The sequence below is a fragment of the Amycolatopsis sp. VC5-11 genome, assembly GCF_037034185.1.
GTDB classification, from domain to species: Bacteria; Actinomycetota; Actinomycetes; order Mycobacteriales; family Pseudonocardiaceae; genus Amycolatopsis; species Amycolatopsis nivea.
In genome coordinates, this window is record NZ_JBAGKF010000006.1 from 270,507 (window position 1) to 283,056 (window position 12,550).

A 12,550-nucleotide genomic window follows, 5' to 3' on the forward strand; every position below is an offset into this window, starting at 1 on the left:
GCTCTTGCGGCCCACGGGTCGCAAAGCCCGGTTGTCTGCACTGGCCGACAACCCGCCCCCGCCGGAAAGCTCGTTGCCCGGCGGCAAACTGGTCCGCAGCTGGCTGCCAGAACACATCGAACACCGCCTGACCCGGCGCTGGCTCCCCGGTTCGACCGGCCTGCCCGGCTTCCTGGGCCGCCGGGGAATGATCTTCGCCCTGGCATTGCTGGCAGCCGCCGCCGTCATTGCCGGAGGCCTGGCCATCTTCGGCCGCTCGCCCGCAGCCGAGATCGCCCCGCCGCTCCCGACTGCCCGTGCGCAGGTGCCACGCGCGTCGAAGACGAACGAGAATCTGGTAATCAGCGTGGTCGGGCACGTGCGTTCGCCAGGGCTAGTCACCGTGCCGTCAGGTTCCCGCGTCGCCGACGCCCTCCGCGCGGCCGGCGGTGCCAACCCAGGCGTCGACCTGACCGCGCTGAACCTCGCCCGCAAACTCACCGACGGCGAGCAGTTGGCGGTCGGTGTTCCAGCCGCGCAAGCGGCACCGGTCGGTTCAGGAGCCGCAGCCAGCAAGATCGACCTGAACTCCGCGACCGCCGAACAACTCGACAGTCTCCCGGGCGTCGGCGAGGTCACCGCCTGGCGCATCACCGACTGGCGCACCCAGCACGGCGGATTCTCGAGTGTGGAACAACTTCGCGACGTCGACGGCATTGGCGAGAGCAAGTTCCAAAAGCTCCGTGAGCAGGTGACCATCGGATGAAGCTGGAAACCGAGGAAACGGCCCGGCGTGACCACGATTTCCGTCTCGTCCCCGCTGCTGTCGCCGGATGGGCGGCCACCCTCGCCGGACTGCAACTCGGCTGGTGGGTCGCGACAGCGATCGGTGCCGTAGCGGTAATCGGCGCGGCAGTGCTTCTAGTGCGCGGCCGTGCCAGATACCTCGGTGCCGGGGGAGCGTTGCTGCTGGTCGGGCTCATTGCCGCAGTGCCAACCGCTCTGCGGATCCACGATGCATCATCCGACCCGTTGGGAGCCGCTGCCACACATGGCGTCACCGCGACGCTGCGGGTCGAGATCAGCGAGCGCCCGCGGCCGATCCACCAAGCCGGATACGCCGACCAACAGGCAGGAACCCGGTCAGTGGCGATCCCCGCCCGAGTCTCAACGGCCACAGTGGACGGTCAGCCAGTCGATTCGACGGGCCGGGTTCTGTTGCTGGCACCGGTCGCGGAATGGAGTCGTCTGTTGCCCGGCCAGGAGGTGACGACGTCCGGTCGTCTCCTGCCCGCACGCGGCGGCGAACTAACCGCAGCAGTCCTCTCCGTGCGGGCCGCACCGGCCGACATCGGCCCGGCACCGTGGTGGCAGCAAGCCGCCGCAGCTCTGCGGAACAGCTTGCATTCGCTGTGCGCGATCCTGCCGGAGGAACCGGCGGGCCTCCTGCCCGGACTGGTGCTAGGCGACACGAGCGCATTGCCGCAACGGGTCGAAGGGGAGTTCAAAGCCTCCGGACTCACCCACCTGATGGCAGTGAGCGGTGGCAACCTTGTCATCATCGGCGGAGCTGTCCTGCTGCTGTGCCGATTGGTCCGAGCAGGTCCGAGATTTTCCGCAACAGCGGCTGGAGCCTGCCTAGTGGGATTCCTCGTCCTGGTGGGTCCTGAACCGAGTGTGGTGCGGGCTGGCGTCATGGGCGGCATCGGCCTGCTCGCGCTGGCTCTGGGGCGGCGTGGTTCAGCGTTGCCCGCATTGGCCTTCGCCGTGTGCGTACTGGTGGCGTGGGATCCGACGATGGCGGGCAATTTCGGTTTCGCCCTCTCGGTTCTCGCCACGGCAGGGCTGGTGCTGTTCGCGCCGCGCTGGGCAGATTCGTTGGTACGGCGGGGAGTCCCGCCCGGTTACGCCGAAGGGCTAGCCGTGCCGCTAGCCGCGTTCGTGGTCACCGCTCCCGTCATCGCCGGAATGGCGGGCACGGTCAGCCTGGTTTCGGTCGTGACCAATGTTCTTGCGGCACCAGTGGTCGCGCCGGTCACCGTGCTGGGAGTGCTGGCAACGGTCGTCGGCCCGTGGTGGCCAGGTGCGGGGCATCTGCTGATCCATCTAGCGGATCCGGAAGCCCGATGGCTGATCACCGTCGCCCGGCATGGCGCGAGAGCGCCGGGCGCGGCGCTCTCGTGGCCCGGAGGCTGGTGGGGAGGATTGTGCGCGGCGGTCCTGCTGGTCGCAATCGTGGTGGCGGCGCGGTTTCGCCGGCTGCGGCTGCTAGTGGCGATCGGACTGGTCGTCGTGCTGCTGACAGTCGTGCCGGCCAAAGTCTTGGTGCCTGGCTGGCCGCCGGACGGCTGGGCGATGGTGGAATGCGATGTCGGACAAGGAGATGCGGTCGTCCTGGCCACGGCCGAGCCTGGTCGCGCCGTGGTCGTCGACACCGGGCCGGAGCCAGGGCCGGTCGATGAATGCCTGCGGAGGCTGGGCGTCGAACGGGTGCCGTTGCTTGTGCTGAGTCACCTGCACGCGGACCACATCGGCGGTCTCGCCTCGGTATTCGACGGACGGGCGGTCGGGGCGATCGCGGTAGGGCCAGGGCGTGCGCCCGCGTGGGCGTGGCAGTCGGTCTCCGGCGAAGCGCGGCGTCGCGGCGTGCCACTGGTGCAGTTGAGCGACGGGCAGCGGCTGGAGTGGCCGGGGCTGTCGCTTGAGGTGATCGGTCCGCGCTACGCCACTACCCGTGCACCGGCGTTGCAGGACGGCACGATGATCAACAACAGTTCGGTCGTCCTGCGCGCCGACACCGCGGCTGGCCGGGTTCTGCTGACCGGAGACGTCGAGCTGGCGGCGCAGGCGGATCTGCTTGCCGAGGGCGTCGACCTGCGGGCAGACGTCCTGAAGGTGCCGCATCACGGGTCGAGGTATTCGCTGCCGCAGTTTCTCGCGGCGGTGCGGCCGCGCACGGCGCTGATCAGTGTCGGCGCGGGCAACGGATACGGACATCCGAGCAAGTCCACAGTGGACGTTCTCGGAACGATGGGAGTGCTGGTCACCCGGACCGATATCGACGGGGACACCGCCGTTCTGCCCGGAGGAAGCGGACCGGCGGTGGTGCGCCGGGGCGAGCCGCGGGGTCCGCCGCGGTAGTGCGGCGGACCCCGGGCCGGTGCGTCAGTAGCCGAGTGCCTTGGCGACGGCCGCGGCGGACGGCGGCACGGTGGCCTTCGGGCCGATGTGGTTCTCGACCGCGTCGAGGGTCTTGAGGCCGTCGCCGGTGATGAGGAGGACGGTTTCCGCGTCCGGGTCGAGCTTGCCGGTTTCGACGAGCTTCTTCGCGGTCGCCACGGTGACGCCGCCCGCGGTCTCGGTGAAGATGCCTTCGGTGCGCGCGAGCAGCCGAATGCCTTCGACGACCTCTTCGTCGGTGACGTCCTCGATCGCGCCGCCGGTGCGGTTGACCACGTCGAGCACGTACGGGCCGTCGGCCGGGTTGCCGATCGCGAGCGAACGGGCGATGGTGTCCGGCTTCACCGGCTGGACCACGTCGTGGCCGTTGCGGTACGCGGTGGAGACCGGCGAGCAGCCCGTGGCCTGCGCGCCGAACACCTTGTACGGGCTGGCGTCCACGAGACCGAGCTGGCCCAGCTCGCGGAAACCCTTGTCCACCTTGGTGAGCTGGGAACCGGAGGCGATCGGCACGACGATCTGCTCGGGGATGCGCCAGCCGAGCTGCTCGGCGACCTCGTAGGCGAGCGTCTTCGAGCCCTCGGAGTAGTACGGGCGGACGTTGACGTTCACGAACGCCCACTTCGGGTGCTCGCCGGCCAGTTCGGTGGCGAGCCGGTTCACGTCGTCGTAGTTGCCGTCGACGGCGATCAGGTCGCCGTCGTAGACCGCGGTGGTGAGGATCTTCGCGCGTTCGAGGTTCTTCGGGATCAGCACGACCGACCGCCAGCCGGCGCGGGCCGCCGCGGCGGCGGTCGCGTTGGCCAGATTGCCGGTCGAGGGACACGCCAGGACCTCGAAACCGAACTCGCGGGCGGCCGCGAGCGCGACGGCGACCACGCGGTCCTTGAACGAGTGCGTCGGGTTGCCGGTGTCGTCCTTGACCCACACGCGCTTGAGGCCGAGCTCCTTCGCGAGCCGGTCGGCGCGCACGAGCCGGGTGCAGCCGGGTTCGGTGTTCGGGGTCTCCTCGACGGTCGAGGGGACGGGAAGGAGCTTCTTGTAGCGCCAGATGTTGCGCGGGCCCGACTCGATGTCCTCGCGGCGGACGCGGCCGAAGTCGTAGGCGACCTCGAGCGGCGAGAAGTCGTCGACGGAGACGAATTCCGGAGCGAGCGGCTGCCGGTGCCCTTCTTCCTTCGACACCAGTTCGACGGCCGGACCGAGGTCGATCGTCTTATTGGCGGAGGTGGCGCTGAGGGCTGCAGTCATCGCGAGGTTCCTTTCCTCATCTGCCCCGCCGAAGCGGGCCGGAATTGGCACCGTGGTCGTCAGCTACCCCGCGATCGCGGGATGACAGGCTGTACGCCGGTTGCCGGGGCTTCGTCGGGCCGTTCCCTCTGCCCCTCTGGATGAGCGGTATTCGGTTGTCGGAGCGCCGGTGGGCGCGTCCTCGGCTACACCGTACGACATCCCGATCAGCTCGTGCCACGGAGGCGGCCCACATCACCGGAGCGGGCGGCCCGGCGGCCGGGTGAGAAGATGGCCGGGTGACCACCGCACCCGCGCCGCTGCACCTCGTCACGGGCGAGGAAGAACTGCTCATCGAACGGGCTGTGCGAGCGTCCCTCGACGCGGCCAAAGCCGCGGACCCGACGGCCGACCTCACGCGCATGCGGGTGTCCGATCTCACACCGCCTGTGCTGGCCGAGCTGGTGAGCCCGTCGCTGTTCGCCGAGGGGCGCGTGATCGTGCTCGAGTCGGCGCAGGACATCTCGCAGGAGCTTTCCGACGCGGTCCTCGCGTACGTGAAAGCGCCTGCCGACGGCATCGTCCTCGTGGTCGTGCACAGCGGCGGCGGGCGGAGCAAAGCCGCCAAGGCGCTGCCGGGCGCGTTGAAAAAAGCGGGCGCGGAAATCACCGAATGCCCGAAGCTCACCAAACCGGCCGAGCGCGAGGCGTTCGTCCGCAACGAGGTGCGCCGCGCGGGCGGCAAGATCGACGCCGCGGGCCTGATGGCACTGCTCGACTCGGTCGGCTCGGACCTGCGCGAACTGTCCTCGGCGGCGACGCAGCTGGTCGCCGACACCGGGGGAGTCGTCGACGAGCGGGCGGTCCGCCGTTACCACACCGGACGCGCCGACGTGACCGGCTTCGCGGTGGCGGAGAAGGCCGTCGCGGGCGACCGGGCCGCCGCGATGGAGTCGCTGCAGTGGGCGATGCAGCTGGGCGTCCCGCACGTCCTGATCGCCGACGCGCTGGCCGACGCGGTTCGCACGATCGCTCGCGTGTCCGCGGCCGGGCGCGGCAACCCGAACCAGATGGCGGGCGAACTCGGCATGCCGCCGTGGAAGATCCGCAAGGCGCAAGGGCAGTCCCGCGGCTGGGGCCAGGACGGCCTGGCGACCGCGATGCGCGTCGTGGCGCGGCTGAACGCCGAGGTCAAGGGCGCGGCGGCCGACGCGAACTACGCGCTGCAGCGCGCGGTCCTCGACGTGGTCGCGGCCAAGGGCGACCGCTGACGTCCCAGTTCCGGGAACGCCTTGAGGACAGCCAGGCCGGTCCCCAGGACACGGAAAAGGCCCGGCAGCCGAAGCCGCCGGGCCTTCCGGAAAGACTGCGCTCAGAGCTGGTTCGCGCGCTTCGCGAGAGCCGACTTCTTGTTCGCGGCCTGGTTGGCGTGGATGACGCCCTTGGTGACGGCCTTGTCGAGCTTGCGAGCGGCGTCGCGCTGCAGTTCGAGGGCCTTGTCCTTGTCACCGGCTTCGGCGGCCTCGCGGAACTTGCGGATCGCGGTCTTCACCGAGGACCGGATCGCCAGGTTGCGCTGCCGCGCCTTCTCGTTCGTCGTGATGCGCTTGACCTGCGACTTGATGTTGGCCATGGAGGCGTTCCTCTTTCACTCGGTGAAGGTCGTTGCCGCGTTCGTGTGGCTCCGGATCAGTCCCGAGGGACTGCCGGGTTTCCTCCCTGACGGAATGCCGCACGGCAACAGTCGAAAATCTTAACAGCCCTGTTCGCGGCGTTGTCGACGGCCCCGGAGCAGGTAAACGTTCGGCATCGCGGCCCCGTCTCGGTTACGGTGGGGTCCGGTAGTGCCTAGGGTTCCGTCGCCTGCCCGTGGTCCCGCAGAGCGGGTCGCGAAGACAACGAGGGCGGGCGGGCCTGGTCCGAGCGGCACCTTCGGCGGGAGACAGAGCCCCGCCGTTCATCTGACGGGACAAAAGCCTGGAGGACCCGGTCTTCAGCGTGCGCTGAATACCTGAAGGGGTCCGGATGAACACCACAGCCCTCGCCATGGTCCTCGTCGCCGCGGTCGTGCACGCCGTGTGGAACCTTGCCGCCAAACGGGTTTCCGGCGGCCCGCGGTTCGTCTGGCTGTACTACACGGTCTCCGCGGCGGCGATGCTCCCGGTGATCGCGGTCGCGCTGGCCGTCGAACCGGAACGTCCACAGTGGACCTGGCTGCTCGCCGCCGCGGGCACCGCGGTCCTGCACGTGGCGTACGGGATCGTGCTGCAGCGCGGATACGAGGTCGGCGACCTGTCCATCGTCTACCCGCTGGCTCGCGGGACCGGGCCGCTGGTGTCGGTGCTCGTGGCCGTCACGGTCCTGGGCGAACGGCCGGGCGTGCTCGGGCTGATCGGGGCGTTCCTCGTCGTCGCGGGCGTCCTGGTGATCAGCCTCGGCGGCGGCACCGGCAACGCCCGGGCCCGCCGCGCGGGGGTGTTCTACGGCGTCGCGACCGGCGTCGTCATCGCCGCTTACACGCTCTGGGACGCGCACTCGGTCACGTCGCTCGGCGTGCCTCCGCTCGTCTACTTCGGCGGCGGCGCGATCGGTCAGAGCATCCTGCTCGCGCCGACCGCGGCGCGCGGCCGGTCGGAGATCAAGCGGCTGTGGCGCGACCACCGGCGGGAGGTGCTGATCGTCGGACTCGCCTCGCCGGCCAGCTACTTGCTGGTCCTGTACGCCCTGCGGATCGCGCCGGTCAGCCTGGTCGCGCCGGCGCGCGAGCTGTCGATCGTCTTCGGCGGGGTCGCCGCCTGGCTCGTGCTCCGCGAGCGCAACGCGGTCCGCCGCCTCGCCGGATCGCTGGTCGTGCTGGCCGGGATCGCTGCGATTGCGGTCGCCTGAGCCGCTCGGGTAGGCAGGAACCATGGACGTACTGAGCAGCCGGGTGCTGATCCACCCCCGCGACCACGAGGTGTCCACCGCGTTCTACCGCGACGCTCTCGGCCTCGCGATCGAGCGCGAGTTCCCCGGCGGCACGCGGTTTTTCGCCGGCGGCGGGTCGATCGAGGTGGTCGGCACGGGCGAGGAGGGGCCCGGTCCGGACGTCAATCTGTTCCTGCAGGTCCGCGATCTCCCCGCGACGCTGGCCGAACTGGCCGGACGCGGGGTCGAACCGGTGCGTGAAGCCCGGCGCGAGCCGTGGGGCACCGACGAGGCGTGGATCGCCGACCCGGACGGGCTGCGGATCGTGCTCGTCGAGGTACCGGAGGACCATCCGTTGCGCCGCGACAAGCGCTAGCCCGGTTTCACGGCCCGGAGCTGGGCGGCGAGCGCGGCGAATCCGGGCGGGTCCCAGGTCCAGGTCTGCAGGTCGGTGAATCCCGCTGCGGCGGCTTCGTCGGCCAGTTCGTGCCGCGTCACCGGAAGCCACTTCTCGTGCGCCGAAAGCAGCAGCCGTCCGCCCGGCCGGAGCACGCGGAACAGCTCGGCGAAGGCCGCCGGGCGGTCCTCCCAGAACTGGACGTTGTTCACGGTCAGCACGACGTCGGCGGACGCGTCCGCGCAGCCGGTCCGGGCCGCGCTGCCCGCGCGCACCTCGGCGCGGTCGCCGCAGCGGTCCGTGCAGAGGTCGCGCATCTGCGGGGAGGGTTCGACGCCGATCACCTCGCCGGCGAGTTTGCTCGCCGCGTCGAGGCCGACCCCGGGCCCGGGGCCGACGACGAGAACGGTCTCGTCGGGTTCGAGGCGCGCCAGGTCGACGATGCGGTGCTCGGTCGTGGCGTTGCCGATCGCCATCAGCTTGCCGCCGAGCCTGCCCAGCAGCCCGCTGGGATGGCCGAAAGCCCGGTCGAGCGCGGCGTCGAGCACGCCGGGGCCGGGCGGCGAGGGGGAGGGTGAAGTGCTCATGCTTCGAGGTCATCACGAGACGAGCGGGGCCGCATCGGGGATGACCCCCACCCGCACCCGGAGGTCCATGGGACGATGGGGTACGGACATCCCCCACCATCCCGAGGACAGCCCGAGTGACAGCGCCCAAGACGTTCGCCGACACCACCTTCACGCCGCCGGAGTTGATCCGCAACTTCTGCATCATCGCCCACATCGACCACGGCAAGTCGACGCTGGCGGACCGGATGCTGCAGCTCACCGGCGTCGTCGAGGAGCGGGCCATGCGCGCGCAGTACCTCGACCGCATGGACATCGAGCGGGAACGCGGCATCACGATCAAGGCCCAGAACGTCCGGCTGCCGTGGCAGGTGGACGGCAAGGACCACGTCCTGCACCTGATCGACACGCCCGGCCACGTGGACTTCACCTACGAGGTCTCGCGGGCGCTCGAAGCCTGCGAGGGCGCGATCCTGCTGGTCGACGCCGCGCAGGGGATCGAGGCGCAGACGCTCGCGAATCTGTACCTCGCGCTCGAGAACGACCTGCACATCATCCCGGTGCTGAACAAGATCGACCTGCCCTCGGCGGACCCGGAGAAGTACGCGGCGGAGATCGCGCACATCATCGGCTGCGAGCCCTCGGACGTGCTGCGCGTGTCGGCGAAGACCGGCATGGGCGTGACCGAGCTGCTCGACGAATGCGTGCGGCAGGTCCCGCCGCCGGTCGGCGACGCGGACGCGCCAGCCCGCGCGATGATCTTCGACTCGGTCTACGACACCTACCGCGGCGTCGTCACCTACATCCGCGTGGTGGACGGCAAGATCACGCCGCGCGAGAAGATCAAGATGATGTCGACCGGGGCGACGCACGAACTGCTCGAGGTCGGGATCATCTCGCCGGAGCCGAAGGCCAGCAAGGGACTCGGCGTCGGCGAGGTCGGCTACCTGATCACCGGCGTGAAGGACGTGCGCCAGTCGAAGGTCGGCGACACCGTGACGTCCGAGCGGCACGGCGCGACGGAACCGCTCGCCGGGTACCGCGAACCGAAACCGATGGTGTTCTCCGGGCTGTACCCGGTGGACGGCTCGGACTACCCGGAGCTGCGCGAGGCGCTGGAGAAGCTGCAGCTCAACGACGCCGCGCTGACCTACGAGCCGGAAACGTCGGTCGCGCTGGGCTTCGGCTTCCGCTGCGGCTTCCTCGGCCTGCTGCACCTGGAGATCACCCGGGACCGGCTGGAGCGCGAGTTCGGCCTCGACCTGATCTCGACCGCGCCGAACGTGGTGTACCGCGTGGTGCTGGAGGACCGCAGCGAGGTCGTCGTCACGAACCCGTCGGACTGGCCGACCGGGCTCAAGATCGCCGAGGTGCACGAGCCGGTGTCGAAGGTGAGCATCCTCGCGCCGTCGGAGTTCGTGGGCACGATCATGGAGCTGTGCCAGGCGAAACGCGGCACCCTGCTGGGCATGGACTACCTGTCCGAGGACCGCGTCGAGCTGCGCTACACGATCCCGCTGGCGGAGATCATCTTCGACTTCTTCGACACGCTGAAGTCACGCACGCGCGGCTACGCGTCGCTTGATTACGAGGAGTCCGGCGAGCAGGTGGCGGACCTGGTGAAGGTCGACATCCTCCTGCAGGGCGAGACGGTGGACGCGTTCTCCGCGATCGTGCACAAGGACGCCGCTTACACGTACGGAAACCGGATGGCGACGCGCCTGCGGGAACTGATTCCGCGCCAGCAGTTCGAGGTCCCGATCCAGGCGGCGATCGGCTCGCGGATCATCGCGCGCGAAACGATCCGCGCCATCCGCAAGGACGTGCTCGCCAAGTGCTACGGCGGCGACATCTCGCGGAAGCGGAAACTGCTGGAGAAGCAGAAGGAAGGCAAGAAGCGGATGAAGACCGTCGGCCGGGTGGAGGTGCCGCAGGAGGCGTTCGTCGCGGCACTGTCCACTGAGGACAACGGGAAGAACAAGAAGTAGCGTCACTTTCGGGTGAACGGCGGCTCCGGGTTTCCGGGGCCGCCGTTTTTTGTCGGTGGTGGCTGGTGTTCTCAATTGCGGACAGGGAGTCTCTGGCGCGAACAGGGAAAGGAGAGCACCATGACGGTTATGGCGGAAATCCAGAATCCTCCCGGGTCGGGGCCCATGACGGTGCACGACCTCGAGGGGATGCCGGATGACGGCCGTCGCTACGAACTCATCGACGGGACGCTCCTCGTGAGCCCCGCGCCAGGTCTGAGACACCAGACGATCGGCTATCAGTTGTACGGCGTGCTTTACGCAGCCTGCCCCGAGGACATGTTCGTCGTCGGTGCGCCGTTCGCTGTGCATGTGGGCGACCGGATAGAACTTCAGCCGGATGTGCTGGTCGGCCGGACCGAGGACTTCACCGCCAAGGATCTTCCAGTGCCGCCGGTTCTCGCAGTCGAGGTCTTGTCGCCGAGCACGTCGATTCACGACCTGAACACCAAGAAGGCGCTCTACGAACGGCTACGCGTGCCGAGCTACTGGGTGATCGACCCGGCGGCGCCTGAACTGACTGCCTTCGAACTTGACGAGGACGGCAGTTACTGCCAGGTCGCCAAGGCGGCGGGAGCTGAGGTGTTCGAAGCGCAGCGGCCGTTCCCTGTCCGCGTCGTGCCCGAGGTACTCGCCGGAAGGAGCTAAACGGTTCGGACGGCCTGCTTCATTGTGCGCGTCATGAGAAGTGCTCAGCCGTTCCCGATGATCTTGCCCACTTCCACGAACACCGCGGCTCGGCGTTCGGCGGCCATCACGCGGTCGTACTCCGCCCAGTCGTCGTGGGTGCCGGTGGCGGCGCGGAACACCTCGCGCAGCAGCGGCGGGAGGCCGTCGGCCGGGAAGGCGGGGTCGGGATCGTCCGGGCCGATCAGGCGGACCGGGCCGGTCACCGAGAGCCAGCGCCAGCCTCGGCGGAACGTGACGGTCGCGTGGCCGTTGCGGCGCAGCAGGGCGAGTTTGCGTGCGCCGCCGACGGCGACGAAGCCTACGCTCGGCTTGCCGGTCACCGGGTCGTCCAGGATGCCCGCGTTCACGACGGACGCGTGCACGGTGCCGTCGGCGCGGGTCGTGGCCACGGTGGCGAGGCCGTTCTCCTGCACCGTCAGTGCGCGGAGCTGTTCCAGGGTTGCCGTCATGCTCTTCTGCAACGCGGCGGCGGCCCGGCGCATTTCCGGTACGGCACTAGGCTCGGGGACATGTTCGATGATCTCGAGTTCCCGGTGATCGTGGCTCCGATGGCGGGCGGGCCGACGACTCCGCAGCTGGTCGGCGCCGTCACGGACGCGGGCGGGTTCGGTTTCCTCGCCGCGGGCTACCTCAGCCCGGAGACGCTGGACGCCCGGATCGCGCAGACCGCCGACCTCACCGGCGGCCGGTTCGGCGTGAACCTGTTCGTCCCCGGCGGCCGGTCGGTGGCCGACCTCAGCGCGCACCGCGAACGGTTGCTCGCCGAGGCCGTCCGCTACGGAGTCGAACTCGGCGAACCGGTCTGGGACGACGACGAGTACCCGGCGAAGCTCGACCTCGTCGTGCGGCACCGGGTTCCGGTGGTGTCGTTCACCTTCGGCGCGCCGACGTCCGCCGAGGTGCAGCGGATCCACGAGGCGGGCGGCAAGGTCGCGGTCACCGTCACGAACCCGGAGGAAGCCGACCTCGCTGCCGCGCGCGGAGCCGACGCGCTGGTCGTGCAGGGCTTCGAAGCCGGCGGGCACCGAGGGCTGTTCATCGACGACCCGGGCAACCCGGCCGGCGGCGAGGAGTACGGCCTGCTCGCGCTGCTGCGGTTGCTCGGCGCGCGGACGAGCCTGCCCCTGGTCGCCGCCGGGGGACTGGTCAACGGCGCCGACGTGGCAGCGGTGCTGGCCGCCGGTGCGTCGGCGGCGCAGCTGGGCACGGCTTTCCTGCTCGCGACGGAAGCCGGCACCGGCGACACCCAGCGACGCGCACTCGCCGAAGCTGGCCGGCCGACGGCGTTCACGCGCGCGTTCAGCGGACGTCCGGCGCGGGGCATGGTGAACCGCGTCCTGAGCGACCTCTCCGCCGATGCCCCCGCCGCCTACCCGCAACTGCACCACCTGAGCAAGCCGGTCCGCGGGGCGGCCGCCAAAGCCGGTGACCCGGAGGCGATGTCGCTGTGGGCTGGCCAGACGTACCCCCTCGCCGGTGACGGTTCGGCGGCCTCGATCGTCGCCCGCCTGCGCACCGAGGCAAAGGCAGCGGCGGAACGGCTCGACCGGTTGCGCTGAGACCTCCGGCGGCGA

At 69.9% G+C, this 12,550-nt stretch carries 12 protein-coding genes and 1 riboswitch; of the genes, 8 read left to right on the forward strand and 4 right to left on the reverse strand.

Annotated elements, in window-relative coordinates; translation table 11 throughout:
* The first annotated feature begins 31 nt into the window (after positions 1-31).
* A complete protein-coding gene (locus WA670_RS20790) occupies positions 32-745 on the forward strand; it encodes a helix-hairpin-helix domain-containing protein (RefSeq protein ID WP_442893112.1) in 714 nt (237 codons plus the stop codon).
* Entirely contained in the window at positions 742-3,120 is a 2,379-nt protein-coding gene (locus WA670_RS20795; protein WP_336158589.1) for a ComEC/Rec2 family competence protein, read from the forward strand. Before WA670_RS20790 ends, WA670_RS20795 begins: the two co-directional genes overlap by 4 nt.
* Positions 3,121-3,144: 24 nt before the next feature.
* Here the strand turns inward: WA670_RS20795 and thrC are convergent, their stop codons facing one another.
* Positions 3,145-4,410 (reverse strand): threonine synthase, encoded by a 1,266-nt coding sequence (thrC, locus tag WA670_RS20800; protein ID WP_336158590.1) that lies wholly within the window; start codon positions 4,408-4,410, stop codon positions 3,145-3,147.
* A gap of 13 nt (positions 4,411-4,423) precedes the next feature.
* A riboswitch (SAM riboswitch) is annotated at positions 4,424-4,557 on the reverse strand.
* Between the two features lie 131 nt (positions 4,558-4,688).
* Here thrC and holA point away from each other — a divergent pair.
* Positions 4,689-5,660 (forward strand): DNA polymerase III subunit delta, encoded by a 972-nt coding sequence (holA, locus tag WA670_RS20805; RefSeq protein ID WP_037813709.1) that lies wholly within the window; start codon positions 4,689-4,691, stop codon positions 5,658-5,660.
* A gap of 101 nt (positions 5,661-5,761) precedes the next feature.
* Here holA and rpsT read toward each other — a convergent pair whose 3' ends face one another.
* Positions 5,762-6,022, reverse strand: a complete 261-nt coding sequence (gene rpsT, locus WA670_RS20810; RefSeq protein ID WP_009081037.1) for a 30S ribosomal protein S20 — start codon at positions 6,020-6,022, stop codon at positions 5,762-5,764.
* Between the two features lie 392 nt (positions 6,023-6,414).
* Between rpsT and WA670_RS20815 the strand changes: the two genes are divergently transcribed.
* Together WA670_RS20815 and WA670_RS20820 are read left to right on the forward strand one after the other, a co-directional pair.
* Positions 6,415-7,275, forward strand: a complete 861-nt coding sequence (locus tag WA670_RS20815) for a DMT family transporter (protein ID WP_037813707.1) — start codon at positions 6,415-6,417, stop codon at positions 7,273-7,275.
* A gap of 22 nt (positions 7,276-7,297) precedes the next feature.
* Complete coding sequence (locus WA670_RS20820; protein ID WP_037813704.1) at positions 7,298-7,672, forward strand: VOC family protein; 375 nt, start codon at positions 7,298-7,300, stop codon at positions 7,670-7,672.
* Here WA670_RS20820 and WA670_RS20825 read toward each other — a convergent pair.
* Positions 7,669-8,280 (reverse strand): class I SAM-dependent methyltransferase, encoded by a 612-nt coding sequence (locus WA670_RS20825; RefSeq protein WP_037813703.1) that lies wholly within the window; start codon positions 8,278-8,280, stop codon positions 7,669-7,671. The genes WA670_RS20820 and WA670_RS20825 overlap by 4 nt on opposite strands.
* Positions 8,281-8,396: 116 nt before the next feature.
* Between WA670_RS20825 and lepA the strand changes: the two genes are divergently transcribed.
* Complete coding sequence (lepA, locus tag WA670_RS20830; protein WP_037813702.1) at positions 8,397-10,247, forward strand: translation elongation factor 4; 1,851 nt, start codon at positions 8,397-8,399, stop codon at positions 10,245-10,247.
* A 120-nt stretch (positions 10,248-10,367) separates the two neighbouring features.
* Positions 10,368-10,934 carry a Uma2 family endonuclease gene (locus tag WA670_RS20835; protein WP_037813701.1) on the forward strand — a complete coding sequence of 189 codons (567 nt, stop codon included), beginning with the start codon at positions 10,368-10,370 and terminating at the stop codon, positions 10,932-10,934.
* Positions 10,935-10,978: 44 nt separating this feature from the next.
* Here WA670_RS20835 and WA670_RS20840 read toward each other — a convergent pair whose 3' ends face one another.
* On the reverse strand, positions 10,979-11,425 hold the full coding sequence (locus WA670_RS20840; RefSeq protein WP_336158677.1) for a pyridoxamine 5'-phosphate oxidase family protein: 447 nt from the start codon (positions 11,423-11,425) through the stop codon (positions 10,979-10,981).
* A 60-nt stretch (positions 11,426-11,485) separates the two neighbouring features.
* Between WA670_RS20840 and WA670_RS20845 the strand changes: the two genes are divergently transcribed.
* Positions 11,486-12,535, forward strand: a complete 1,050-nt coding sequence (locus WA670_RS20845; RefSeq protein ID WP_336158591.1) for an NAD(P)H-dependent flavin oxidoreductase — start codon at positions 11,486-11,488, stop codon at positions 12,533-12,535.
* The last annotated feature ends 15 nt before the right edge of the window (positions 12,536-12,550 follow it).

Excerpts from the sequence above, each read along its gene's own strand:
- WA670_RS20845 (WP_336158591.1), top strand. The coding sequence starts at position 11,486 with ATGTTCGATGATCTCGAGTTCCCGGTGATCGTGGCTCCGATGGCGGGC.
- WA670_RS20815 (WP_037813707.1), top strand. The coding sequence starts at position 6,415 with ATGAACACCACAGCCCTCGCCATGGTCCTCGTCGCCGCGGTCGTGCAC.
- WA670_RS20825 (WP_037813703.1), bottom strand. The coding sequence starts at position 8,280 with ATGAGCACTTCACCCTCCCCCTCGCCGCCCGGCCCCGGCGTGCTCGAC.
- thrC (WP_336158590.1), bottom strand. The coding sequence starts at position 4,410 with ATGACTGCAGCCCTCAGCGCCACCTCCGCCAATAAGACGATCGACCTC.
- rpsT (WP_009081037.1), bottom strand. The coding sequence starts at position 6,022 with ATGGCCAACATCAAGTCGCAGGTCAAGCGCATCACGACGAACGAGAAG.
- WA670_RS20820 (WP_037813704.1), top strand. The coding sequence starts at position 7,298 with ATGGACGTACTGAGCAGCCGGGTGCTGATCCACCCCCGCGACCACGAG.
- WA670_RS20835 (WP_037813701.1), top strand. The coding sequence starts at position 10,368 with ATGACGGTTATGGCGGAAATCCAGAATCCTCCCGGGTCGGGGCCCATG.
- WA670_RS20840 (WP_336158677.1), bottom strand. The coding sequence starts at position 11,425 with ATGACGGCAACCCTGGAACAGCTCCGCGCACTGACGGTGCAGGAGAAC.
- WA670_RS20795 (WP_336158589.1), top strand. The coding sequence starts at position 742 with ATGAAGCTGGAAACCGAGGAAACGGCCCGGCGTGACCACGATTTCCGT.